Annotated in this window: 19 protein-coding genes and 1 pseudogene; 18 read left to right on the top strand and 2 right to left on the bottom strand. The window is 47.0% G+C overall.

Annotated features, from left to right (window positions below; translation table 11 throughout):
- Nucleotides 1-2: 2 nt before the first annotated feature.
- The 12 genes from ACTOY7_RS11680 to ACTOY7_RS11625 all read left to right on the top strand — a co-directional run bounded on the left by ACTOY7_RS11680 (nucleotide 3) and on the right by ACTOY7_RS11625 (nucleotide 15,058).
- Nucleotides 3-1,181 carry a phosphoribosylaminoimidazolecarboxamide formyltransferase gene (locus ACTOY7_RS11680; protein WP_160282939.1) on the top strand — a complete coding sequence of 393 codons (1,179 nt, stop codon included), beginning with the start codon at nucleotides 3-5 and terminating at the stop codon, nucleotides 1,179-1,181.
- A gap of 122 nt (nucleotides 1,182-1,303) precedes the next feature.
- On the top strand, nucleotides 1,304-1,744 hold the full coding sequence (gene tsaE / locus ACTOY7_RS11675) for a tRNA (adenosine(37)-N6)-threonylcarbamoyltransferase complex ATPase subunit type 1 TsaE (RefSeq protein ID WP_160282938.1): 441 nt from the start codon (nucleotides 1,304-1,306) through the stop codon (nucleotides 1,742-1,744).
- A 114-nt stretch (nucleotides 1,745-1,858) separates the two neighbouring features.
- A complete protein-coding gene (gene tsaB / locus ACTOY7_RS11670) occupies nucleotides 1,859-3,037 on the top strand; it encodes a tRNA (adenosine(37)-N6)-threonylcarbamoyltransferase complex dimerization subunit type 1 TsaB (RefSeq protein ID WP_482670877.1) in 1,179 nt (392 codons plus the stop codon).
- A 214-nt stretch (nucleotides 3,038-3,251) separates the two neighbouring features.
- On the top strand, nucleotides 3,252-3,503 hold the full coding sequence (locus ACTOY7_RS11665; RefSeq protein WP_160282937.1) for a hypothetical protein: 252 nt from the start codon (nucleotides 3,252-3,254) through the stop codon (nucleotides 3,501-3,503).
- 44 nt (nucleotides 3,504-3,547) lie between these two features.
- Nucleotides 3,548-4,468 carry a ribonuclease Z gene (locus tag ACTOY7_RS11660; RefSeq protein WP_300885003.1) on the top strand — a complete coding sequence of 307 codons (921 nt, stop codon included), beginning with the start codon at nucleotides 3,548-3,550 and terminating at the stop codon, nucleotides 4,466-4,468.
- Between the two features lie 72 nt (nucleotides 4,469-4,540).
- Nucleotides 4,541-5,569 (top strand): tRNA (adenosine(37)-N6)-threonylcarbamoyltransferase complex transferase subunit TsaD, encoded by a 1,029-nt coding sequence (tsaD, locus tag ACTOY7_RS11655; protein ID WP_482670865.1) that lies wholly within the window; start codon nucleotides 4,541-4,543, stop codon nucleotides 5,567-5,569.
- Nucleotides 5,570-5,912: 343 nt separating this feature from the next.
- Entirely contained in the window at nucleotides 5,913-6,659 is a 747-nt protein-coding gene (gene ispD / locus ACTOY7_RS11650) for a 2-C-methyl-D-erythritol 4-phosphate cytidylyltransferase (protein ID WP_482670864.1), read from the top strand.
- Between the two features lie 258 nt (nucleotides 6,660-6,917).
- The gene (locus ACTOY7_RS11645; RefSeq protein ID WP_482670863.1) at nucleotides 6,918-9,179 is read left to right on the top strand and encodes a HelD family protein; all 2,262 of its coding nucleotides are present in this window, start codon (nucleotides 6,918-6,920) and stop codon (nucleotides 9,177-9,179) included.
- A gap of 170 nt (nucleotides 9,180-9,349) precedes the next feature.
- Nucleotides 9,350-11,221: a DEAD/DEAH box helicase family protein gene (locus ACTOY7_RS11640; RefSeq protein WP_482670862.1), complete on the top strand. Its 1,872-nt coding sequence runs from the start codon at nucleotides 9,350-9,352 to the stop codon at nucleotides 11,219-11,221.
- Complete coding sequence (locus tag ACTOY7_RS11635; RefSeq protein ID WP_482670861.1) at nucleotides 11,136-13,529, top strand: DEAD/DEAH box helicase; 2,394 nt, start codon at nucleotides 11,136-11,138, stop codon at nucleotides 13,527-13,529. The genes ACTOY7_RS11640 and ACTOY7_RS11635 overlap by 86 nt, the downstream gene beginning before the upstream one ends.
- Nucleotides 13,530-13,626: 97 nt before the next feature.
- Nucleotides 13,627-14,424 (top strand): AlbA family DNA-binding domain-containing protein, encoded by a 798-nt coding sequence (locus ACTOY7_RS11630; RefSeq protein WP_482670860.1) that lies wholly within the window; start codon nucleotides 13,627-13,629, stop codon nucleotides 14,422-14,424.
- The gene (locus tag ACTOY7_RS11625; protein WP_482670859.1) at nucleotides 14,369-15,058 is read left to right on the top strand and encodes a winged helix-turn-helix transcriptional regulator; all 690 of its coding nucleotides are present in this window, start codon (nucleotides 14,369-14,371) and stop codon (nucleotides 15,056-15,058) included. Before ACTOY7_RS11630 ends, ACTOY7_RS11625 begins: the two co-directional genes overlap by 56 nt.
- A 119-nt stretch (nucleotides 15,059-15,177) precedes the next feature.
- Here ACTOY7_RS11625 and ACTOY7_RS11620 read toward each other — a convergent pair whose 3' ends face one another.
- Nucleotides 15,178-15,414, bottom strand: coding sequence for a helix-turn-helix domain-containing protein (locus tag ACTOY7_RS11620; protein ID WP_004077533.1), 237 nt, complete (start codon nucleotides 15,412-15,414; stop codon nucleotides 15,178-15,180).
- A 376-nt stretch (nucleotides 15,415-15,790) separates the two neighbouring features.
- On the opposite strand from ACTOY7_RS11620, the gene ACTOY7_RS11615 reads away from it, so the two are divergent.
- Nucleotides 15,791-16,747, top strand: a complete 957-nt coding sequence (locus ACTOY7_RS11615) for a helix-turn-helix transcriptional regulator (protein ID WP_482670858.1) — start codon at nucleotides 15,791-15,793, stop codon at nucleotides 16,745-16,747.
- Between the two features lie 175 nt (nucleotides 16,748-16,922).
- Entirely contained in the window at nucleotides 16,923-17,153 is a 231-nt protein-coding gene (locus tag ACTOY7_RS11610; protein ID WP_482672244.1) for a hypothetical protein, read from the top strand.
- Here the strand turns inward: ACTOY7_RS11610 and ACTOY7_RS11605 are convergent.
- Nucleotides 17,122-17,457, bottom strand: coding sequence for a helix-turn-helix domain-containing protein (locus ACTOY7_RS11605; RefSeq protein ID WP_482672245.1), 336 nt, complete (start codon nucleotides 17,455-17,457; stop codon nucleotides 17,122-17,124). The two genes, ACTOY7_RS11610 and ACTOY7_RS11605, sit on opposite strands and share 32 nt — an antisense overlap.
- A gap of 131 nt (nucleotides 17,458-17,588) precedes the next feature.
- On the opposite strand from ACTOY7_RS11605, the gene ACTOY7_RS11600 reads away from it, so the two are divergent.
- From ACTOY7_RS11600 to ACTOY7_RS11585, 4 genes and pseudogenes are all read left to right on the top strand, one after another.
- Nucleotides 17,589-21,467, top strand: coding sequence for a dynamin family protein (locus ACTOY7_RS11600; RefSeq protein WP_482672487.1), 3,879 nt, complete (start codon nucleotides 17,589-17,591; stop codon nucleotides 21,465-21,467).
- A 14-nt stretch (nucleotides 21,468-21,481) separates the two neighbouring features.
- Nucleotides 21,482-22,192 carry a cell envelope integrity TolA family protein gene (locus tag ACTOY7_RS11595; RefSeq protein ID WP_482672675.1) on the top strand — a complete coding sequence of 237 codons (711 nt, stop codon included), beginning with the start codon at nucleotides 21,482-21,484 and terminating at the stop codon, nucleotides 22,190-22,192.
- Nucleotides 22,189-22,596: a hypothetical protein gene (locus ACTOY7_RS11590; RefSeq protein ID WP_482672518.1), complete on the top strand. Its 408-nt coding sequence runs from the start codon at nucleotides 22,189-22,191 to the stop codon at nucleotides 22,594-22,596. Before ACTOY7_RS11595 ends, ACTOY7_RS11590 begins: the two co-directional genes overlap by 4 nt.
- Nucleotides 22,597-22,598: 2 nt before the next feature.
- A pseudogene (locus tag ACTOY7_RS11585) lies at nucleotides 22,599-23,282 on the top strand (hypothetical protein); the annotation flags it as partial.

The raw sequence follows: 23,282 nt of genomic DNA, 5'->3' as shown, positions 1-23,282 counted from the left end.
ACATGAAAGAATTAGAATTAAAATATGGCTGCAACCCGAATCAGAAGCCGTCCAGGATCTATATGCAGGACGGAAGCGACCTTCCCATTGAAGTATTATGCGGGCGTCCGGGATATATCAACTTTTTGGACGCGTTCAACGGCTGGCTGCTGGTGAGCGAGATGAAGAAGGCTACCGGGCTTCCGGCCGCTACATCCTTCAAGCATGTGTCTCCGGCAGGCGCTGCAGTCGGGCTTCCGCTGTCGGAAACATTGGCGAAGATCTACTGGGTGGATGATCTGGGAGAGCTCTCTCCCCTTGCGTGCGCCTATGCGAGAGCCAGAGGAGCCGATCGGATGTCCTCCTTCGGCGACTTTATCGCCCTGTCCGATGTGTGCGACGTGGATACGGCAAGGCTGATCAAGCGGGAGGTGTCGGACGGTGTGATCGCGCCGGGCTATGAGCCGGAGGCGCTGGAGTTGTTAAAGCAGAAGAAAAAAGGCAATTACAACGTGATCCGGATCGATCCCGCGTATGAGCCGGCGCCGTTGGAGCACAAGGAAGTATTCGGGATCACATTTGAACAGGGAAGAAATGAATTAAAGATTGACGATGAGTTCTTTGCAAAGGTAGTAACCGAGAATAAAGACATTCCGGAAAATGCAAAGCGGGATCTGGCAATCTCCATGATCACGCTGAAATATACCCAGTCCAATTCCGTATGCTATGTGAAGGACGGACAGGCCATTGGGATCGGCGCCGGACAGCAGTCCAGGATCCACTGTACCCGTCTGGCAGGACAGAAGGCGGATAACTGGTGGTTAAGGCAGGCACCGCAGGTTCTTGGGCTTCAGTTTAAGGACGGCATCGGCCGGGCGGACCGGGACAATGCCATTGACCTTTATATCGGAGAGGAATACATGGACGTTCTTGCGGACGGCGTATGGGAGAATACTTTCAAAGTGAAGCCGGATGTATTTACGAGAGAAGAAAAGCGGGCATGGCTGGATAAGATGACCGATGTATCTCTGGGGTCCGACGCATTTTTCCCGTTCGGGGACAATATTGAGCGCGCCCACAAGAGCGGAGTAAAATACGTGGCACAGCCCGGCGGTTCCGTGCGGGACGACAATGTGATCGCGGCCTGTGACAAGTATGGCATGGCGATGGCATTTACAGGACTGCGTCTGTTCCATCATTAAAAAATCCCTGCCTGTACGGCAGCAGGCTGCTGATCAAAAATCTGAGTTTTACTGTGGCAAATCACATAAAACTCAGATTTCGGATTGCAGCCGTACAGGTGGAAAATGCATCGGAGGACGGCATGATATTGGAATCAAAAAGCCCGGAGGACACCTTTCAGATCGGGATGCGCCTCGGGAAGCTGGCGGAAGCAGGGGAAGTCTACACCCTGACAGGAGATCTGGGAGTCGGGAAGACCGTATTTACACAGGGATTTGCAAAAGGGCTGGGGATTGACGAATCCGTAAACAGCCCCACTTTTACGATTCTGCAGATTTACGAGGGCGGCAGGCTGCCGCTGTACCATTTTGACGTTTACCGCATCGGAAGCGTGGAAGAGATGGAAGAGACCGGATACGAAGAATACATCATGGGGGACGGTGTGTCCCTGATCGAATGGGCGGATCTGATCGAAGAGATTTTGCCCCGGAAGCGTACCCGGGTTTTGATCGAGAAGGATCTGGAAAAAGGATTTGATTATCGGCGGATCACGGTGGAGCTGACAGGAGAGCAGACGGATTGAGCATGTCATATGCCGGGACAGTGATGCGGCGGAGGATATACGGAACGCCGGATCGATCTGCCGCCCGGTATCATTTGAAAGTGAGATAAGACAGGAATAGAAAGGATGCGGGACATGAAGGTGCTGGCGATAGAGAGCTCCGGGCTGACGGCCTCGGTTGCCGTTGTGGAGGAGACCCGTACCGTAGCAGAATATACGGTGGATTATAAAAAAACACACTCCCAGACATTGCTGCCTATGATCGACGAGGTGGTACGGATGACAGACCTGGATCTGGCGGAGATTGATGCCATAGCTGTGTCAGGGGGGCCGGGGTCCTTTACCGGACTTCGGATTGGCTCTGCCACGGCAAAGGGGCTGGGGCTTGCGCTGGATAAGCCGCTGATCCATGTGCCTACGGTAGACGGGCTTGCCTACCAGGTATACGGCTGCAGAGATATCATCTGTCCCATCATGGACGCACGGAGAAATCAGGTCTATACGGGAATCTATACATTTTCCGCAAGCGCGGGAAAAAAAGAAGGAACCCGGGAGGTGGACCCGGTTTTCCAGGTGCTGCGGATGCAGATGGCCATAGCTGTGGAGGATCTGATCCGGCGGCTCAACAATTACAACAGGCCGGTTGTCTTTTTGGGAGACGGAGTGCCGGTCTATCGGGAAATGCTGTCTGCCGGGCTGAAGGTTCCCTATTCGTTTGCGCCGTCCTATATGAACCGGCAGCGAGCCGCTGTGGTCGGAGCGCTGGGGATCCGTTATTATAAGGCGGGAAAATACGAAACCGCCATGGAGCATCAGCCGGAATATCTGCGGCAGTCCCAGGCAGAACGGGAACGTGCCCAGCGGGAAAAGACGGCAAAGCTGGTCATACGGGAACTGAAAGCCGAGGATGCCGCAGCTGCGGCGGAGATCGAGTATCAGAGTTTTCCGGACCCATGGAGCCAGAACGGGATATTGGACACTGTTTCGAATCTAAGTACCGTCTGCCTGCTGGCGGAAAAAGCGGGAAAAGCCGTAGGATATCTGTTTGCGTATAGGGCGGGGGATGAGGCGGAGATAGCGCGGATTGCCGTAGCCGGCGAACAGAAGCGGCAGGGTGTGGGAAAAAGCCTTATGAGAACGCTGGAAGAGATCGGTAAAAAGAAGCAGATCCGCAGGCTGCTGCTGGACGTGCGGAAAAGCAACCGGGAGGCAAGGGCTTTCTATGAAAAAATGGCCTTTCAGGAGGACGGGATCCGCAGGGGCTTCTACCAGGATCCACCGGAGGATGCGGTCCTGATGAGCAGGGAGCTGTAACGGTACTGCAGGGCGGTGTTCCATGATGCAGAGGATAATTGTATTCGGGACAGCAGAGGAACAGGTGTGCAGATCCGGATATGGGAAGACTTTACATTGGATTTTCGCATCCAGTCATGGGAGCGTTTCCCAGTGGGAAACAGAAGAAAAAAACGTTATAATTTAGGCGTAGCAGAACTTACACAGTATTTGAATATACGGAGGAGGAAGTTGTATGCGCCAATATCATCATATTAAAAAAACAGAAGAGATCAAAGAAATCAGTAAGATGATCTGCAACCAATGCGGGAAAGAGATTCCGGTTGTGAACGGCCAGGCCCGGGAAGGGGTGTTCAGCGCGGACTACAGCTGGGGATATTTTTCGGAAAAGGACGGGGAGAAGCATTCCTTCGAGCTGTGTGAGGAATGTTATGACGCCCTGCTGAAGGGATTTCGCATACCGGCTGAAATAGAAGAACAGTGGTGAATGCTGTTCAAACCATTTGCTTTGACGGAGGAATGGAGAGGATTATGTTAGATGTATGTTTGCTTGGATGCGGTGGGATGATGCCGCTTCCTTACCGCTGGCTGACTGCGCTGATGACCAGATTCAACGGCAGCAGCCTTCTGATCGACTGCGGGGAGGGTACGCAGATCGCAATCAAAGAGAAGGGATGGAGCTTTAAACCCATCGACGTACTTTGTTTTACACATTATCATGGAGATCATATCAGCGGCCTTCCGGGGCTGCTTCTTACGATGGGAAACGCGGAACGCCGGGAGCCTCTGACCATGATAGGCCCGAAAGGTTTGGAGTGGGTGGTCAATTCGCTCCGTGTGATTGCGCCGGAGCTGCCGTTTCCCATCCATTTTCAGGAGATCGAAGGAGCGGAGCAGACCTTTGAGATGAACGGCTATCGGCTGAAAGCATTTCGGGTGAACCATAATATTCCATGCTATGGATATACCATGGAAATCGACCGGGCGGGAAAGTTTGACCCGGAGCGGGCGCTGTCTCAGGAAATCCCTCAGAAATACTGGCGGTATCTGCAGAAGGGCGAGTCCGTGGAGGCCGAGGAGGGGCGGCTTCTGACCCCTGACATGGTGCTGGGACCTCCGCGGAAGGGGATCAAGCTGACCTACACGACGGATACCAGGCCGACACGTTCCATCGTGGAGCATGCGGAGTATTCCGACCTGTTTATCTGCGAGGGAATGTACGGAGAAAAGGAAAAAGCGGCCAAGGCCGTGGAATATAAGCACATGACATTTTATGAGGCGGCGCAGCTCGCGAAGGACGCCCAGGTGAAGGAAATGTGGCTGACCCATTACAGCCCGTCCATGACCAGGGCGGAGGTCTATATGAACGAGGTGCGCAAGATCTTCCCGGCGGCAAAGGCAGGAAAGGACAAAATGTCGGTTACAATGAAGTTTGGCGATGATCCCAAATAGCGCTTGCGGCAATTCCTTTGCAGGCAGGGACCGATGCAATGAGTGAAAGTGAAATAAAGAGCAGGTGGGAATATGAAAGAAATCAGGGATATGAATATACTGGCAATTGAAAGCTCCTGTGATGAGACGGCCGCGGCAGTGGTGCATAACGGGAGGGAGGTCTGTTCGAATATCATTTCCTCCCAGATCGAACTGCACAAGCTGTACGGCGGCGTGGTTCCTGAGATCGCGTCCCGGAAGCATATTGAAAAGATTAATCAGGTCATTGAGGAAGCACTGCGGGAGGCTCAGGTGACACTGGATGATATCGACGCCGTGGCCGTGACCTACGGTCCCGGCCTGGTGGGCGCACTGCTGGTGGGCGTGGCGGAAGCCAAGGCCATTGCCTATGCACGACATCTGCCGCTGATCGGTGTACACCATATAAAAGGACACATTTCCGCAAATTATATCGAGCATCCGGATCTGGAGCCGCCTTTTTTGTGTCTGGTCGTATCCGGAGGACATACCCATCTGGTCTGCGTGCGGGATTATGGGAAGTATGAGATTCTGGGGCGTACCCGGGATGACGCGGCGGGAGAAGCCTATGACAAGGTGGCGCGGGCCATCGGACTGGGATACCCCGGCGGGCCCAAGATCGACCGTCTGGCAAAGGAGGGCGATTCGGACGCAATTCCATTTCCCAGGGCGCATATTGCGGACGCGCCATTTGATTTCAGCTTCAGCGGATTGAAGTCTGCGGTCCTCAATTACATCAACGGCTGTCAGATGAAGGGAGAGACCTTCCGGCCTGCGGATGTGGCGGCATCCTTCCAGAAGGCGGTGGTTGATGTGCTGGTGGAGCATTCGATGAAAGCCGCGGAGGAATACGGGATGGGAAGATTTGCCATCGCCGGGGGCGTGGCTTCCAACAGTGCGCTGCGGGAAACCATGAAAAAGGCGTGTGAGGAGCGAAATCTGAAATTCTACCATCCTTCGCCCATCTTCTGCACGGACAACGCGGCTATGATCGGGGCGGCGGGATATTATGAGTACCTGGCCGGAACCCGGCACGGATGGGATCTGAATGCGGTGCCGAATCTGAAGCTGGGGGAGCGTTGACCGGCTGTACAGGGATAACAGGATATATTGTGATAAAAATGGGTTGCATACTATATGTTGTGGCTCGGTCGATCGGCTGTGACGAGATACCTTGGGTATACCTTGCGAAGCGGTCGATCGGCTATGACGAGATGCACTTAGTACATCATTGCATTAATAACTGAGTAAATAGTGCCCGCTGTTCACACCATCGCTGCGTTGGAGTCAGTCAACGATGCTACCAGCATCGCCTCCCTCCTCCGTCTTGCGCTACTGTAAACATCAGACGCTATTTACTTCAGAATTAGTGCAATGATGTACTAGGTATATTGTATTCCATATGGAGATCAGATAGGGGGGCACAATGGAAAAATCGTATTGCACCGCGGTCGTCCTGGCAGCAGGCAGGGGGAACCGCATGGGAACGGAAGTGCATAAGCAATATCTTCTTCTGGCAGGAAAGCCGATCGTCTGCTATTCGCTGCAGGTATTCCAGGAATCAGATATCATTGACGAGATCATCCTGGTGACCGGGGAAGGAGAAGAGGACTACTGTCGGAAGAATTTTGTGGAAACATACGGAATCACCAAGGTGAGCAGGATCGTGGCAGGCGGAAAAGAGCGTTTTCATTCGGTCTGGAACGGACTTCGGGAGACCAGGGAGGACGGATATGTGTTTATCCACGATTCCGCGCGTCCGTTTGTAGATGAGGAAATGCTGTCACGGCTGTATGAAATCGTGCGGCTGGATAAGGCATGCGTGGCCGGGATGCCGGCGAAGGATACGATCAAGATCGTGGATCCGGAATGCAAGGTAAGGGACACACCGGACCGCGGCACGCTGTGGATGGTGCAGACACCCCAGGTATTTGAGACAAAGCTTGTAAAACAGGCGTATAAAATGCTGATACAGGATCAGGAGAAGCAGGCCCGGGGAGAATCCGGCGGCTCCCGCCGCAGAGGATATACCGTGACAGATGACGCGGGCGCAGTAGAGATCATGCTGGGACATCCGGTGAGGATGGTGAAGGGATCCTACAAAAATATAAAGATCACCACTCCGGAGGATCTGGAAGTGGGAGAGGTATTTGCCGGCCGGGGTAATTCCTGACCGGCCTTTTCTGATGTAAAACGGGGCGGCAGATTTATATGGCGTTTCGGAACTGTCCCGAAGAAAAAACGCAAACTATTTGCAGATTATTTTGGGGTTGTCTTTAGTATAAACACGATTCAGGACATTGATTACATGCATATGCGGACAGATTAAATGGTAAAATAATGTTCGTGTGTATATTCAGAAATTTAGGAACTGTATCAGTTATTTCCATACAGTTCCTCAGAATGTGATGATAGAAGGAGCTTTCATAGTATGAGCGCAGGAACAGAATTTTTGGCAGTTGTTATGGAAAAACTCCGGGGAAGGATCCGGGAGCTGGACGAAACGATAGAATTTGTGCAGAAGGATATCGAGGGGATGCACGAATATTATTGGGAAAATTATACGGAGATGGACCAGTACGGCTATGAGAATTTTGATAACAGCCAGGCCCTTCTGACACAGATCAATGCAAATCAGGAGAATCTGAATATGAGACGGCGGCTGAAAAGGATGCTGGATTCTCCGTTTTTCGGAAGGGTAGATTTTATCTATGATGGCGATGATGAGGCGGAAACCTTTCATATTGGGATTGGAAATTTTTCGGAAAAGCGGGGCGGGATTCCTCTGATCTATGACTGGCGCGCTCCGGTCAGCGGTTTGTTTTACGATTATGACAGGGGGCCTGCGTCCTATGAGGCGCCGAGCGGGAGGATGCATGGGGAGATCAGCTCAAAATGGCAATACAAGATCCGGGGCGGCAGGATGATCTATGAATTTGAGAGTGATATGAAGATCGACGACGACATCCTGAAACAGGAGTTGGGAACCAACAGCGATACTCAGTTGAAAAATATTGTGCGCACGATCCAGAAGGATCAGAACGCCATTATCCGGAATACAAAGGATAAGGTCCTGGTGATCCAGGGGGCGGCGGGAAGCGGAAAAACCTCTGTAGCCCTGCACCGAATCGCCTATCTGCTGTACCATGACCGGGAGAACTTACGTTCCTCGAATATACTGGTGCTGTCGCCGAATAGCGTATTTTCTGACTACATTTCCCATATCCTTCCGGAGCTGGGGGAGGAAAATATCCGGGAAATGAGTCTTGACCTGTTTGCGTATCGGGAATTGAAGGATACGGTGGCTGACTGCGAGGACAGATACCATCAGATCGAGCGTCAGATCCGGGAAGGATGGGCGGGCCGAAGCGCTCCGGCGTATCGGAATATGAGAACCGAAGGAAGTATACAGGAACAAAGCGACAGCAGTTTACTGCCGGAAGAAACGGACGGAGACCATCAGAATGCGGAAGCATGTTACCGCTGGAAGCAGTCCAAGGAATTTGTACAGTGCGTGGAAGGATTTCTTGTGGAGCTGGAGGATCGTCTGGTGGATTTCCAAGATGTGGAATATAAGGGCATGGAGAAAAAGGCGGAGGAGATCCTGAAGCTGTTCTACTATAAATTCTCCGGAGTGCCGCTGCTGTCTAGAATGGATGCAGTAATGGAGTGTTTTGTGGATGAATATGAGACGCTCCATGATAAAACACTTCCGGAAGAAGAATTGCTGGTGATCCGGGAGAGATTTGAGAGTCTCTATGTGACCACGGATCTGTATGTGATCTATAACTGGCTGCTGGAGGATTCCGGATATCCGGCGCTGCGGGATGTACCGGAGGAGAAGCGATTTTTGAAATATGAGGATGTGTATCCCCTGCTGTATCTGAAATACCGGCTTCTGACCGGGGCGGCGCGCCGGAACATCCGCCATCTGGTCATTGATGAAATGCAGGATTATTCCTATCTGCAGTATGTGATCCTGGGGCTTTTGTTTCCGTGCAATATGACGATCCTGGGCGACCGCGCACAGACGGTGGATCAGGAGCCGATGGATGTGCTGACCTTTCTTCCGGAAATATTCGGCAGGAAGATCCGGTGCATTGAGATGAAAAAAAGCTATCGGAACACGGCGGAGATCGCGGAATATGCAGGAAAGATCACGGGAATTGAGGGAGTAGAGTATTTCCAGAGGCATGGGAAGGCTGTGGAGGAGAGATGGCTGGCATCCAGGGAAGAAGCGCTGGATGAGGTGCTGCGGCAGGTACGGCTGATAAGGCTGGAAGCGGAAGCGGCCGGGGAAGAACGTGGAACAGACGAACGGCGGGAAATGCCTGGGGCAGAGGAAATGAGAGGAGCTTCCAAAGCAGGCCCAACGAGAGAAAAGAGCAGTGCAGAAAGTGGATCAGAAATAGAATATGAGAATGCGGCCGTCCTGACGATGACGGAAGAGGAAGCGATCGACGCATACCGTTATCTCAGGGAACGGCGGGAGGATGTATATTATATCGACAGGGACAGCAGCCTGTTCCAGAAGGGGATCACGGTGACCACCTTTTATCTGGCGAAGGGACTGGAATTTGACCAGGTGTTTGTACTGGGCGGCGAGAAGGAAAGTCCGCTGTTTCAGCAGTTCCGGTATATCTGCGCGACACGGGCTCTGCATGAGCTGTATGTATATGATTTTGGGGCGTGACGGTCTGAATACCAGCTTTCATGTGCATCCTACCGACCAATCAGCGCGGTGATCGGCTGGGGTGTGACAGGTAACGGTGTAATTACGCAGAAATAGAATATGATCAGGAACTGCGCAAATAGGCAATTGATTTTTTTACAGTTCATTCGTACAAAAGAGGAGGCGGTCATTTGAAGGAGCAGGACAGGGCATTAGCTGAAAAGGTTCTGGATTACTGGTTTACAATGGAATTTTTGGCTCAGGATCCATTTCCGGCTCATCCGGAGCTGATCAACAGAGTGAAAAAGCGGAAGCAAAATCCGCCCGGAGGCCGAGAAAAAAGCACTCCGATCATCGAGGACTTTCTATTGCTCCGGGGCAGCTCCTGCCGGGAGACGCTGTATGAGGTGATCGCAAAAGAGGCCCGGGCCTGCGGGATGAAAAAGTGGGGAAACCTGACCATTTATATCGGGAAGGTCAGGCGGGAAAAGTGCATCGACCGGATTGCGGAGGTTCTGCCGTTTACAGCGGAGGACGGGGGCAGGCCGGAAAAAAATACGGATCAGATCGCATGGGCCAGCCTCCAGCTTTCGCCTTCAGGAGAGTACATCAGGTATTCGCTGTCCCTGTCTGCCATTCTGTGGGCGCTCAGGCAGGTGAAGTCTGCCAAAGGGGATCTGTCTGCGTCCCTGGACGCAGCCCTGTATGCAGAGGCGGTAGAAGAACTGGAAACCATGTTTTTTGGCCCGGAAGCCGCTCAGTCCGAGGGACAGGAAGAGGAGGACGACGATACCCTGCAGTCCTTTTCGGCAGGCGCAGTAACATTTGACCGGCTCCGCGGTCTTTATCAGGAGATCGAGAAGCGGTATCTCAAGGGGAACATACAGAATTCCGAGACAGAAAAGGATGCTTATGAAGAGGTTTACGCGGTTCAATTTCAGATGTTTGCGGACGGAAGGATTAAAAGTAAAAAAGAAGAGGATCAGTATCTGGGGCTGACGCATGATTATTTTTCCAATGATATCATGCTTGTCCAGGAACAGATCAGAAGCGGGGCATTGGAGGACAACTGCCATATGGGAAAGGACCTGCTTGCCTATGTGACGGTCTTAAAAGAGCGGGAAACGGAAGGTATCGATCTGGTAGATCCCGGAAAGCAGGGGAAAGCGGAATATCAAAAGCAGATCCAGGAGATTTTATCCGTGGAAAATGCGCCTCTTGGAAAATGGCCGTCCAGATTCATGCCTGCCTTTATGCAGCAGACGGCCATCAACCTTGCGATTGGCAAAGGCTGTTCCGAACTGTATGCGGAAAATGGGAATATTTTTTCTGTCAACGGACCTCCCGGAACGGGAAAAACGACTCTGCTCAAAGAAATTGTAGTCAGCAACATCATAGAGCGGGCCATCCTGCTTTCGGAATATAAAAATCCGGAGGATGCCTTCGAAGAGCATGATTTTCTTCGCGGCGAGGAGCCGGGAAATGCTTATTCAAAGTACACACGCCATTGGTACAGCCTGAAAAATGACGAGATCAACCGGTATAGTATGCTGGTGACATCGTGCAATAATGCTGCGGTCGAAAATATTTCCAAGGAGCTTCCCAAAAAGATGACAGGCGATCTGTCGCCTCTGGACGGGGATCCTGAGGAGCTTCGCGGGGCGCTGGCAGAAGTGGGCAGGCTCTTCGAACCAGAGGAATCTGACGTGATTGAGACCACATGTCAGGGAGGAAAAGGCAGTGAGAAGATCCAATACAGAGACATTTATTTTACAAAATATGCACAGGAGCTTTTGGACGATACGGAGGTCTGGGGACTGGTGGCTGCTCCGTTGGGCAGAAAATCGAATCTGAATCAATTTTATCAGAAGGTACTGTATCCCCTGGGGTGGGATTTTTACGGGAAGAAGGAGACGGCCCCAAACAGGCTTCCGTCCTACCAAAAGGCAAGGAAACAGTTTTTGCGTCAGTTGGAGATTGTCAGAGAGATGCAGAGCGCTTGCCGAGGAATACGGCCGGGAGGCCGGAGAGCTGGAAGCCGTGATCTCCGATCTGGAATCTGAGCTGGAGCTTTTGAACCAAAATGCGGAGGAAGCCCTGACGCTGAGCCGCCAAGCGGAACGAGAATACCAGTCACATCGGTCAGAGACTGCGAGGTATGCACAGTGGATCAGCAGTGAGGAGGAAAAAGCTGCGGATCACAGAAAGAGGATATTTCAGGCACAAAGAGAAGCAGAAATGGTCCGAAAGGAATACGAATCGGAGATATCCCAATATACTGGCGCGGGCAGGATGGACGAGAGAGTGGTCATCGATGAAAGCTTTGTGGAAAAAATGCTTTCCAAGGATATCCGAACATCCACTGATGCCCAGGTGGCAAATCCCTGGTTTACCCAGCGATACAACCGGGAGCGGGAAAAATTGTTTGGGTATGCGATGCGCATGAACAAGGAATTCGTGGTTTCTTCCAATCACTGCAGAGACAATTTCGTTACGTTATCTCATTATTGGGGGCTGCGGATGGGGGATGAAAATGAAAGGATCCTGTTCCATCAGGAGGACAAAGAGCTTATGGTGCCTGCCCTTTTTCAGACCCTGTTCTTACTGGTGCCCGTATTGTCTTCCACGTTTGCTTCGGTGGGAAGGCTGCTCAAGGACATCACACAGCCCGGGGTGATCGGTACGCTGGTCGTGGATGAAGCGGGGCAGGCACAGCCGCAGATGGCTCTGGGAGCGCTTTACAGAAGCCGGCGGGCGGTCATTGTGGGAGATCCGAAACAGGTGGAGCCGGTGGTCACCGATGACCTGATCCTGCTTCGGAAGGCATACCAGGATCCGACGCTCAAGCCTTATAAGAAAAAGACGCTGTCCGTGCAGGCATTTGCCGACGGACTGAACCGGTTTGGTACACATCTGGACAACGGTACGGAGTACCCGGAGTGGGTAGGCTGTCCGCTGCTGGTTCACAGGCGATGCATTTCCCCAATGTACGACATTTCCAACGAAATCTCGTATAACGGGATCATGAAGCAGCAGACCCGGCCGCCCAAACCGGAGAAGGCCGCAAGGTTTATTTATGAGAAATCGCAGTGGATCAATGTAAAGGGCGAGGAAAAGGGAAATAAGAATCACTTTGTAGAGGCCCAGGCCCGGAAGGTCTGCGAACTTCTGGAAATTGCGTTTTCCAAAAATCCGGAGCCTGGTATCTATATCATCAGCCCATTTACGACCGTGGTCGCCGGAATCCGGAAATATATTGATCAATACTGCAAAGAAAACGCCGGCCGGACCAGGATCAACAGCAGATATATTCTGGATCATGACCAGAAAAAAATCGGCACGGTCCACATATTTCAGGGGAAGGAGGCTGATGAGGTGATCTTCCTGCTGGGCTGCGATCCAGGCGAAGGGGCAAAAGGGGCCGTCCGGTGGGTGAACCGGAATATTGTAAATGTTGCGGCGACCCGCGCGAAATTCCGGCTGTATGTGATTGGAGACGAGGACGCCTGGAAGGAATCGGCCTGCATCAGCGCCGCAAAGAATATCATAGATACCTTTGCTATCAAAGAGATCAAATCCATCCTGGAGCAGGACCTTCCGGAGGAGGAGCGGAGAGAAGCCTTGCTGAAAGCATCTGCGGGATTGCCTTCGGTTACCGCGTTTTCCACGGCTGAGGTGGAATATGAAGAGGATGCGGTGGACTACAGCATTGATACCTCCGGTCTGATCCAGGGATTGAATGAAGAATTTCTGACCACGGAGCTGACCTCGTCCCAGCTGGGCAAATTTGGCTTTGACTCCGGAAAGGCTCTCGATCAGCTGTCTGGCAGAGTCAGGGATAATCTTCTGCTGGGAATGAAGCTGTACTTTCTTCTGGAGCCGGTCTATCGGGTCAATCCCGGGTTTGACGCCTCCTGCTGCGCAATCCTTTTCTGCAAGGCAATGGAGCTGCGGATGAAGGACTGCTTCCTCAAAAGCCTGCAGGAACTGTTTCCCGAATTTAAGATTCGGGGAATGGGAAAGGGCAGAGGCACCGTAGCGCTCAAGGACGCCAAATACGAAGAGCTGACGCTTGGGGCATTTGGCGTGATCCTGAGAAATCACAGGGCGGAACTTGGACGGCGGATGCAGGCGGCAGGAAATCCGCAGTACGATGAAAACTGGTGGAGGGCCTTTGAAGCACGGCTGCAGGACTGCGCCAACAGGAGAAATCAATGCTGCCATTCGGGGCTGTTTAGCTGGATGGATCATTTGCGTCTGCTGGCGGATCTGTTCCGGGTTGATAAAACAAAGGGGAGAGATCCAAAGATCGGCGGGATTCTGTTTGAGAGTGCGGTTGGGATGGGGCTGAGCGGTTCTGAGCAGGTGTGATTGGTTTAAAGAAGAGAGAAATGGGAAACATGATACTGGGCGTGATCAATTTGATGTGAGTATATAAGTATGTATATAGACAGGAGGGTACCGGCAAATGAATTTGCATACATTTGAATCTATGCTTTCAATTGGAGAGACGGTTGCTGTGGAATTTAAGCGTTGTGGAAATGGAATTGAACACGATGTATACGAGAGCGTTTGCTCTTTCCTGAACCGATTTGGCGGTGATCTGTTTATGGGGGTATTGGATGATGGTACTGTGACGGGTGTGCCGGAGAAGGCTGCTGGCGATATGATTAAAAATTTCATCAGTGTGATCAGTAATCCGGTTCACTTTACACCGACGGCCTATCTTGCGCCGGAGCTGCTGAAGTATAAAGGTCATACAGTGATTCATGTACATGTGCCGCCCAGCGCAGAGGTTCACAGTTATAAAAAAGTAATCTATGACCGGGTAGATGATGCAGACGTGAAAGTGACGGCAACCGCGCAGATTGCGTCTATGTACATCCGAAAGCAGAATATTTTTACAGAGAAAAGAATTTATCCGTATGCTTCGGAAGAAAATCTGCGGCTTGACCTTTTGCCTCGGATTCGAAAGATGGCAGTCAATAACGCCGGAGGAAGGCATCCATGGGAGAGCATGAGTGATCAGGAACTGCTGAAGAGTGCAGGTCTGTATGGTATGGACATTGCCACGGGAGAAAAGGGATATAATCTGGCGGCGATTCTTCTATTGGGTAAAGATGATGTGATTATGAATGTCTGTCCTGCATATGAAACGGATGCTCTTTACCAGTTCCTATGCGGCAAAATTTGTGATTCAGAAAGAACGGATGTATACGGAAAATGCGAACCGGGCTCTCAGGGAAGGCGTTATCACTCCGGATAATCTGGAGCCGGATCCGAAGAATCCGATCATAGCATCCTTTTTCAGGAATATAGGCAGAGCTGACAGACTGGGATCCGGCGTGAGAAATCTGTTCAAATACAGTAAGTATTATTCGGGGCAGGATCCAGAGTTTCAGGAAGGGGACGTATTTCGGATCATTGTTCCGCTGGATGAAGAGTACTCTTTTGATTATGGTCTGGATCATGAGGCTGGGGAAATGATTGGCGGTGGGACTGCTGTAAAGACTGACGGTAAAACTACCGATAAAGCCGATATTAAAGATGAAACTACCGATAAAATTGCTGTAAAAACTACCCATAAAGTTGATGTTAAAGGTGAGACTACCGATAAAATTGACTTAAAGACTACCGGAAAAACTGGCGTAATCACTGAAACTACCTATAAAACTGATTTAAAAACTACCGTAAAACCACCGAAAAAATTGACACAAACGGAAGAAAAAATTATTTTTGCTGTGCAGGATAATCCGAATATTACACAATTAGAACTGGCAAAACATATAGGCCTGTCAGTTGATGGGGTTCGATATGCGGTAAAAAATTTAAAAGCAAAAGGAGTGCTAAGCCGGAAAGGATCCAGGAGACGCGGAAGCTGGCTGATTCATTTCGAATAAAGCATACAATTTTTCTCTGCCGACAGGCGCTTAAAAAATAGCTTGCCTGTCGGCAGGAATCACATTTCTTCATTTTCCAATTATATAAAAATTTAATCTTATAAGAGTGGCTGGAAGGCCTACTTAAAAAATTCCTCAATCGGCACGGACAACACCTGAGAAAGTCCATACAATTCGATATCCGTTACGGTCCTGCTCCCGTCCTCTATTCGGGAGACAGAACCGCGGCAGACATAGATTGCCAGCGTCTCCAGTTTGTCTGACAATTGCTGCTGGCTCATACGTCGTTCTTTCCGGAGCATCTTCACTTTTTTTCCAACTAAATTCTTCTGTTTGGTGTCAATGATTCGCGGCATAAAAACTCCTTTCTTGCTTGCAATAGGACACCTTCAATGCTATACTATTTGGAAATAAAAATTGTCCTGTTAAAAGACATTATATGGAATCGGATGACGTAATATGTCATTAACAATGGAATTGAAAATTATTTCAACTGTGACAGAATGTGTCCATGTGTTCCTTTATAATCATTGATAGTGACTGTTCGGAATAGCAGGTTTGCGGCGGAACATCCGCACAGCAGACGGCCTGTGCCGGCGGTCCAGAATACGATAATCTGCAGAAAGATTGCAGGCGGCAGGGTTCCTTGTATACCATAGTATGCAAAAAAGCTGCAAGCTGCATACCTTCTGCATGGCAAAGATTGATAAAAGAATACGAGGAGGCAATACGATGGGAAACGGTACGGAGGATAAGGCAGAACGGATCTTGATGATTTACACGAAGTTAAAGCAGGGGAAAATCATTTATAAGGATACATTGAGTGAAAAATATGGAGTCAGCGCCAGAACGATTCAAAGGGATATTACTGATATTCAGGAATTCCTGCAGAGCCAATTCATGGAAGAGGGAAATATCCAGGAGGTTATATTTGATAAAAGGGCGGGCGGATATCGGCTCCAGATTAAGCGGACCAATGAACTGAATGGGAAAGCGGTTCTGACGGCCTGCAAGATCCTTCTGGAAAGCAGGGCGCTGGCAAAAACGGAAATGCTCCCGATCCTATATAGTCTGACTGCGTTATGCGATACCGATTCGGGGGCGGCGGATGTAAAGGATATGCTCAGCAATGAAATTCAGAATTATACGGAATTGCGGCATGGACAAAAGCTCCTTGATCGGATCTGGGATCTGGAACGGGCTGTGAAAGCGCATAAATATACAGAAGTCACGTACAAGGCTCAGCAGAATCACGGGGAAGCGACAGAGAAAATAAAACCTGTGGGAATTGTGCTGCGGGATTTCTACTTTTATCTGGCAGCTTACGGCGCAGAGGAAGACAGTGAAAAAAACAGTGATCCGAAAAATGCGTTTCCTGTATTTTATCGGGTGGACAAGATTCAGGAATATACGGTAATGGAAGAATATTTCCGTGTTCCGTATGCGGGCAGATATGAGGAGAGTGAGTTCAGAAAACGGATCCCGTTCGTGCAGAGCGGGGCTTTGAGAAAGGTGGAGTTCCAGTATGTTGGAAAAGCATTGGAGTCTGTGCTGGACCGTCTGCCTTCGGCAGCTGTGATACAGAAGGATCAGGACGGATATCTGATCGAAGCGGAAGCGTTCGGGCCGAGGATTGAGAGATGGCTAAAAGGGCAGGGGGACAATGTAAAAAATCTGCAGGTTATATGAAATCGAAATAGGAGAAGGTACGGTGCAAGAAAATAATTGAGTTGGTAGATTGCAATCGTATAATCGGAATAGTTTCTGCATCGTATTTCGTTTTAAATACAATAGGAGGACGCAGGGCGGGAAAGCCCACAGTAGAATTATGGAAGATTTGATCAAAGAGATATACGATAACAAGATGGAAAAAAGTAAATGGAATCGAACAGATCATGAGATTGAAGAGGAAATCCGGGATCTGCTGCAGCATGAAGAGGAGCATCTGCCGCCCAAAGAGTATGAAAAGTGCAGGAACAAGATGTATCAGGCGGCATTTGCAGGAAAAGAGAAAGGATTTGCCGAAGGGTTTCGGTATGGAGTCAGATTGACTGCGGAATGCTTCATTCAGAAGGACGATCCCGGAGAATCCTGACAATCTCCAGAATCTGCTTTTTAGTGCGGTCGGTACAGGAGTGAAGCTCATGTAAGATCTCCTGCTCCAATACAGAAGAGGTCTGGTCGTACTCATCGGCAAGGATGTAGTCGATGGTCGTATCCAGGGCATTGCAGACATGGACCAGGGTGGGGAGAGAGATTTTAACGTGATTGTTTTCAATGTTGCTGATGTGGCTGGTGTTTACGTCAGCGATGTTGGCGACGTATTCCTGGGTAAGGCCTTTGGATAGGCGGATTTCTCGGATTTTTGTGCCGATTCGGGGAAAATTGATTTCTTTCATAGAAAAACCTCATTATAATAAACTTTATTTAATTGTAATATTTATTTAGCTATGATATAATCAGTTATATGTATAAGAATAGTAGTCATGGCAGAAAAATAAGAAGTACTGTAAAGAAAGGATACAAAAATTTGAAGGAACAGGATATTTTTTCAAGTACGCAAATTATTATTTTTAATCCAATTATGAAGGAATCAATTGATACTCGAATAGAATATTTTAGATATCTAAAAAAAATGATTCGTCTTGTAAACGGGAATAGACGGAAGTATACAAAGGCACAGATTAAGTTTTACAAAGATAAGTTATGCGAGGGACAGGAAAAGAAAAATATAAGAAACGCACAAAAGGCTGTATTAAAGTCAAAGTTCCTTTATTTGCTTCCATTTGATCTTACGCTGATGCTTGCACTTGTATTACAAAATGAAGATATGCATAAGATTGCATGCATCTTAAATAAAATTGTTTCGGATTTCCATTTAGCAAAAAAGGATGAGCAAATTCTAAATGTGGAATTTTGTGCAGCATTGGGGGATGAAAAAGCATGGGAAGAACTGATGTGCAGCAAAAAGCTGAAAGGATACACAAAATATCTTGAACAAGTCAAAATCAATACATTTTTTATCAAGAAAAAGCCATATTCCATTTTGATTACTGCAACTATGAGTTCGGGTAAATCAACTTTGATTAATGCGCTTGTTGGGAAAAATATAAGTTTAATGCAAAACATGGCATGTACCAGCAAAATTCATACTATAATTTCTAAACCATTTGAGGATGGAATTACGAGTGAGCATGATCATGATATGTCAATTGATGCGACACGAGAGGAACTGCTTTCAGACAATGAAAATAACAAATCGTCTAAAATTACGGTTGGGACATATTTTAATGGATTTCTAGGCGGAGAAAGAATCATTCTCTATGATTCACCAGGTGTCAATTCCAGTGAAAATATAGAACATATGGAAATAACTCAGAGAATGATTAAAGCCAGAAAATACAGACTTATGCTATACGTACTAAATGCTACTCAGCTTGGGACAACGGACGAAGAGCAGCATCTTGAAATGGTAGCAAAACAAATCGGAAGAACAAAGGTGTTGTTTGTGCTGAATAAAATAGACCACCTTATTTCAGAAGATGACGATATTCCTGATGTGATTTACAGGCAGCAAAAGTTTTTGGCATCAAAGGGATTTGACAATCCAATTGTTTGCCCTGTATCGGCCCGCGCAGCATATCTGGCAAAAAAGAGCCAACAGGAGATATTAAGCAGAATAGAACAGCGTGAATTTGATGATTATATATATAAGTTTGAACAGATAAGTTTATCAGATTATTTTGAAAAGCAGCTGAAATGCCCACATATAGCATTTTCTCATGATGAAGCGCAAAAGCTGTATAGAAATTCTGGTCTTGCGTATGTGGAAAATCTAATAAAAAATATTTTAACAAAGGAGGAAAGACAGATGGCACAGGTATACGTTAAGTACAATCCGTACCGGCTGGAGACTACGTTAAGAGTAAATGGAAGGGAGGTATCTACAGACAGTATACTCCACAAAATAACGAAGGGGAAACGCCTGCAGGAGTGGGTTGGAAATTTCCCTGAAATGCTGCGTGAAGAATTGAATACAGTAGATTTTTCATTAGAATATTGCGGCATGGCGCTTGATTGGGATGATTTTGAAGATGCTTTTGAGCAGGCGCAAAAAGAGGGGATTGTAAAAGTTTCTGACATAAAATATGTTTCAGGTCAAAGTGATGATGATATTAACGAAAAGATTGTAAACGCATTCCAGGATTTGCAGGAGGGCCCGATAGAGGACTTCCGTGATGCAAAATTGCTGAAAGCATTTGAAAATATTAATAATTCTGTATTTCCAATCAATGTGATAGCAACTATGAGCTCTGGTAAGTCTACGCTCATCAATGCATTATTGGGAAAAAAGCTTATGCCTTCTAAGAACGAAGCTTGCACAGCTACGATTACTGAGATTTTAGATGTGGATAGTCCACAGTTTACAGCAGTTGTATATAATGAAAACCATGAAGCCATTCAGAAAGTCTCGGATCTTACATATGATATGATGAACAATCTGAATGAGAATGAAAATGTACATCGTATTTCGGCAGAAGGGGATATTCCTTTTTTAGATTCCAATAGTACGTCGTTGATGCTTGTTGATACTCCCGGACCGAATAATTCGCAAAACCAGGCTCATAAAAATACAACATATAAAGCCATTAACAATGATTCTAACAATTTGATCTTATATGTTTTAAATGGTACTCAGTTAAGTACAAATGATGACGCGGCACTGCTTCAATACGTCGCTGATCAGATTAAAAAGGGAGGAAAGCAGGTTCGAGACCGTTTCCTGTTTGTGATCAACAAAATGGATCAATTCAATCCAGAGGAAGAGGATATAAAAAAATCTATTCTTTCAGCTAAGAGATATTTGGCCTCGTATGGAATCGAAGATCCGCAATTATTTCCGTGTTCGGCATTTACTGCGCTTAATATCAGAACATATTTTTCTGATATTAATATTGACAATCTTACAAGAATAGAGCAAAGAAAACTTCCATTAGCCGCACAGGAGACCTTATCAAAGATTGATAAGTTTGTCTACTATGATTCTATGCACCTTGAGCAATATTCCACATTGTCTCCCAGCGCGCAGCAGGATTTGAACTATCGGTTAAACAAGGCTATTGAGAACAATGACACAAAGGAACAGGCGTTGATTCACTGCGGAATTTATTCGATTGAAGCGGCGATTACTGCTTATGTTAAGAAATATGCCAAGACAAAGAAAATTAAGGATTTGGTTGAGACTTTTCAGGAGGTCTTAGAAAGCAGCGAGATTCTGGTAAAAGCAAAAACAAAAGTCGCTACAGATGCAGAGGCTGCTAAAGAATGCGTGGAGCGTGCAAATGCTGTTAGAAAAAAGATAGCAGATGGTAAAGAAGCGGAGTCGTTTAAACAGAAAATTGCTGCCCTTGATCCCATACCTAAAATAGAGGAAAAAGTAGAACAGCTAAAAGAAAAGGCAACCGCAAAATCAAGCAAGATCTTCAGGCCTTATGGGGAAATTCTGACAAGCCAAGAGGAAGCAAAGAGACTTGTGAATCAGTTCAGTACATCTAGTTCTGATGAAATGGCAGAGTTGACTGCTGGATTGGAGAGCATTATTAATGAGGAGATTGTTAAGACCGGTAAGCGGCTGCTTTTTGAGTATCAGGAAAAGCTTTCAAAATTTGATAAGTCCACTTCTGATGCGCAGTTGGATTTTCAGACTGTTGATCTTATTAGAGGAGAATTGAGTACAATGCGTAAAAATGCAGAGTCTTGGACATCAGATGCTTTTGCGACAGAGACAGTTGAAGATATTGGCGAAACAACCTATGAAGAAAGAGTTTATTATGAAAAAGTCGGAGAGGAGGAAGAAGAGATTATCGTCGGATCTCATGAAGAAAAGATAGGAACAAAAAAAGTCAAAGTAGGATCCCATAAAGAAAAAACCGGAACACGTCAGGTATATAATTCAGAAAAACGTTGGTGGAAAATATTCACACCCAAATATGTTAGTGAAGATGTATATGTGACCGTTAATGACTATAAGGATGAAGATGTATTCGAGACTGTACTTGACTATAAGACTATTATACGTGATGTATTTGACGAGAAGAGAGAAAAGATTGAGAAATTTAGTGTCTCTACTGCCGCAATCCAACAGACTCTGATTGCAAAAATGCGCCGCACTTTGGATGAAGGCACAGAAAAAGCATTGGAATTTGCTTGTGAACAGATAGAGAAGATGAAAAGTCAATTTTCAGGCCTTTTTGCTAAGTTAGATGAAATTATTGCCGCAAAATATGGTGAGCTTGAGCGTTGTGCAAATGATCAGACTGAAAAGGAAGCAACGCTGAAAGAAAATCAGGAAATTCTTAAATGGCTTGAAAACAGTATTGAAGAAATAAATGGAATTCTTGAAATATAACGGAAGGGACAATTATGGATACCAGGATTAAAAATTATGCAGATACCGGAGATTTGAAATCCCTAAAATATGTTTTTGTTGATTCATTAGATGTGGATCCTACATTTGAGAGGTACGAGGAAGAGTATAATTACTGTAAATCTACGCCAGGGCTTCTGGAGCCGCATGTTGAGCTGACTCCTTTTGTTAAGGATAGCTCCAAATGGGATGAAAACTATTGGACGGGATTAAAGGTGGATCTGATAAAAAATTTTTCGGAAGATAGAATGGATCATATGAGAGAAGTGGCCAAGGTTTTTTTGGCGGAAAAATATCAACGGATTCACAGAGAAAGGATGGAAAGGAGAAAATCAGAAGAACCGCAGAAAATAGTTCGTCAGCCAAAAGCAGAAATACTGAGGAATACTCAGAATCAAATGCCCAGACAATCCAGAGAAGAGCAGGAGCAACATATACGTGAAAAAAAGAAGGAGATAGAAGAGCATAATAAAAGGATAGAAGCAGAAGGGCAAATAAATCATATTGAAAAGAAGCGGGAAGAACTGGTAGGGGAGAAGAAAAGTGATCATAAAGTAAAAGATACAAAAGATTCTTCAAAAAAAGCGTTGGGGATTGCGATTGCGGCGGCAATAGCAGTAATCGTGCTCGTAATAATTCTGGTATTGAACTTGCGCAATCCCCTGGAGACGGAGGTATTAATGGAGTTACGCCGCATGATGGTTTGACGGTAACAGAAAATAAGTCAGAAAAACCGAAAGTAATAGCTAAACCTGGAGCTAAACGTAAAGGCAATACGCGGAGGTGGATTTTTTCATCAGCTTTGTTTCATTTCTATATAGTGAAACCATGCGAATGCCTTCATCGAGAAAAAAGGCATAATGCGGTAGATAAGAAAAATTCAGATAATAAAAAGATTGATATTTATAAAAGGGTAGAGCATGATGATGACAAATTGAAGGAATGGGATGAGAGAAGTACACTTAAAGAGGAAGGAAAGACGCGTGGCCGTATAAAATATAATATATATAAGCCTGAGGATAAGTCATTACGTATTTATAAGCTTGTAGAAAAAGGAAGAAATACAGAGCCGATGTACTTTGTCTATGAAAGAGAAGGGCGGTTAACTTAGATTTGAAGTGGAAAGCGAATGAATCAAAGATAGAAATACAGCCAGCAAAGAATACAGAATTTGATAATATGGAGCTGCCACGTACAGTAAGTACAGTTTATGCTGATTCACCCGGTGAATTTAATTTTAGAACCTTGCAGCAAAATCTTCAGAATTGCCTGGCTATTGTAGATAATGAAGTGATGAAAAACTATGTACCTTCACTTCAGAATTGTGATGTTATGCTATTGGATGATACGGAACTTGAAAAACTGCAGCAGATTCAATTTTTTAGAATTTCTGAACTGGTTTATCAGGAAAATGAATTTTCTGTACATAAATTAGCAACGATTTTTAATGCATTATCAAATAAACCCTGCACATTGGTATTGATGATTCGGAGTGATGGACAGGATAATAATTTTTATCTGGGGGTAAGATCCAGAGATATACGATACTCAACGGGAACCATGAGACAGCAGCTTGAACAAAGTCTTCTGGGATTGTTTCCAGGCAGTGATACTGCGGATTATTTCAACGAAGAAATGCAGGAAGACCTGAATAAACTTAATGCGGGTTGTATATCAAGTGTTACGTGTATTGCCGATTATAAGCAAGATAAGGAGTTGGTAGATAATAAAGAATTTATTCAGGGCCTGGAAAAATTTATATACAGTATGCGGGGAAAGTCTTTTACTGCAATCTGT

Source organism: Schaedlerella sp. (genome assembly GCF_056796775.1).
Note: the sequence above shows the minus strand (reverse complement) of the source record. Positions and strands in the feature narration are given on the sequence as shown.

What these genes read in the sequence shown, in the direction of transcription:
- tsaD (WP_482670865.1), top strand. Translation starts at nt 4,541, where the DNA reads ATGAAAGAAATCAGGGATATGAATATACTGGCAATTGAAAGCTCCTGT.
- ACTOY7_RS11605 (WP_482672245.1), bottom strand. Translation starts at nt 17,457, where the DNA reads ATGAAAGAAATCAATTTTCCCCGAATCGGCACAAAAATCCGAGAAATC.
- ACTOY7_RS11660 (WP_300885003.1), top strand. Translation starts at nt 3,548, where the DNA reads ATGTTAGATGTATGTTTGCTTGGATGCGGTGGGATGATGCCGCTTCCT.
- ACTOY7_RS11615 (WP_482670858.1), top strand. Translation starts at nt 15,791, where the DNA reads ATGGGAAACGGTACGGAGGATAAGGCAGAACGGATCTTGATGATTTAC.
- ACTOY7_RS11595 (WP_482672675.1), top strand. Translation starts at nt 21,482, where the DNA reads ATGGATACCAGGATTAAAAATTATGCAGATACCGGAGATTTGAAATCC.
- ACTOY7_RS11620 (WP_004077533.1), bottom strand. Translation starts at nt 15,414, where the DNA reads ATGCCGCGAATCATTGACACCAAACAGAAGAATTTAGTTGGAAAAAAA.
- ispD (WP_482670864.1), top strand. Translation starts at nt 5,913, where the DNA reads ATGGAAAAATCGTATTGCACCGCGGTCGTCCTGGCAGCAGGCAGGGGG.
- ACTOY7_RS11665 (WP_160282937.1), top strand. Translation starts at nt 3,252, where the DNA reads ATGCGCCAATATCATCATATTAAAAAAACAGAAGAGATCAAAGAAATC.
- ACTOY7_RS11630 (WP_482670860.1), top strand. Translation starts at nt 13,627, where the DNA reads ATGAATTTGCATACATTTGAATCTATGCTTTCAATTGGAGAGACGGTT.
- ACTOY7_RS11625 (WP_482670859.1), top strand. Translation starts at nt 14,369, where the DNA reads ATGTATACGGAAAATGCGAACCGGGCTCTCAGGGAAGGCGTTATCACT.
- ACTOY7_RS11645 (WP_482670863.1), top strand. Translation starts at nt 6,918, where the DNA reads ATGAGCGCAGGAACAGAATTTTTGGCAGTTGTTATGGAAAAACTCCGG.
- ACTOY7_RS11680 (WP_160282939.1), top strand. Translation starts at nt 3, where the DNA reads ATGAAAGAATTAGAATTAAAATATGGCTGCAACCCGAATCAGAAGCCG.
- tsaE (WP_160282938.1), top strand. Translation starts at nt 1,304, where the DNA reads ATGATATTGGAATCAAAAAGCCCGGAGGACACCTTTCAGATCGGGATG.
- tsaB (WP_482670877.1), top strand. Translation starts at nt 1,859, where the DNA reads ATGAAGGTGCTGGCGATAGAGAGCTCCGGGCTGACGGCCTCGGTTGCC.
- ACTOY7_RS11610 (WP_482672244.1), top strand. Translation starts at nt 16,923, where the DNA reads ATGGAAAAAAGTAAATGGAATCGAACAGATCATGAGATTGAAGAGGAA.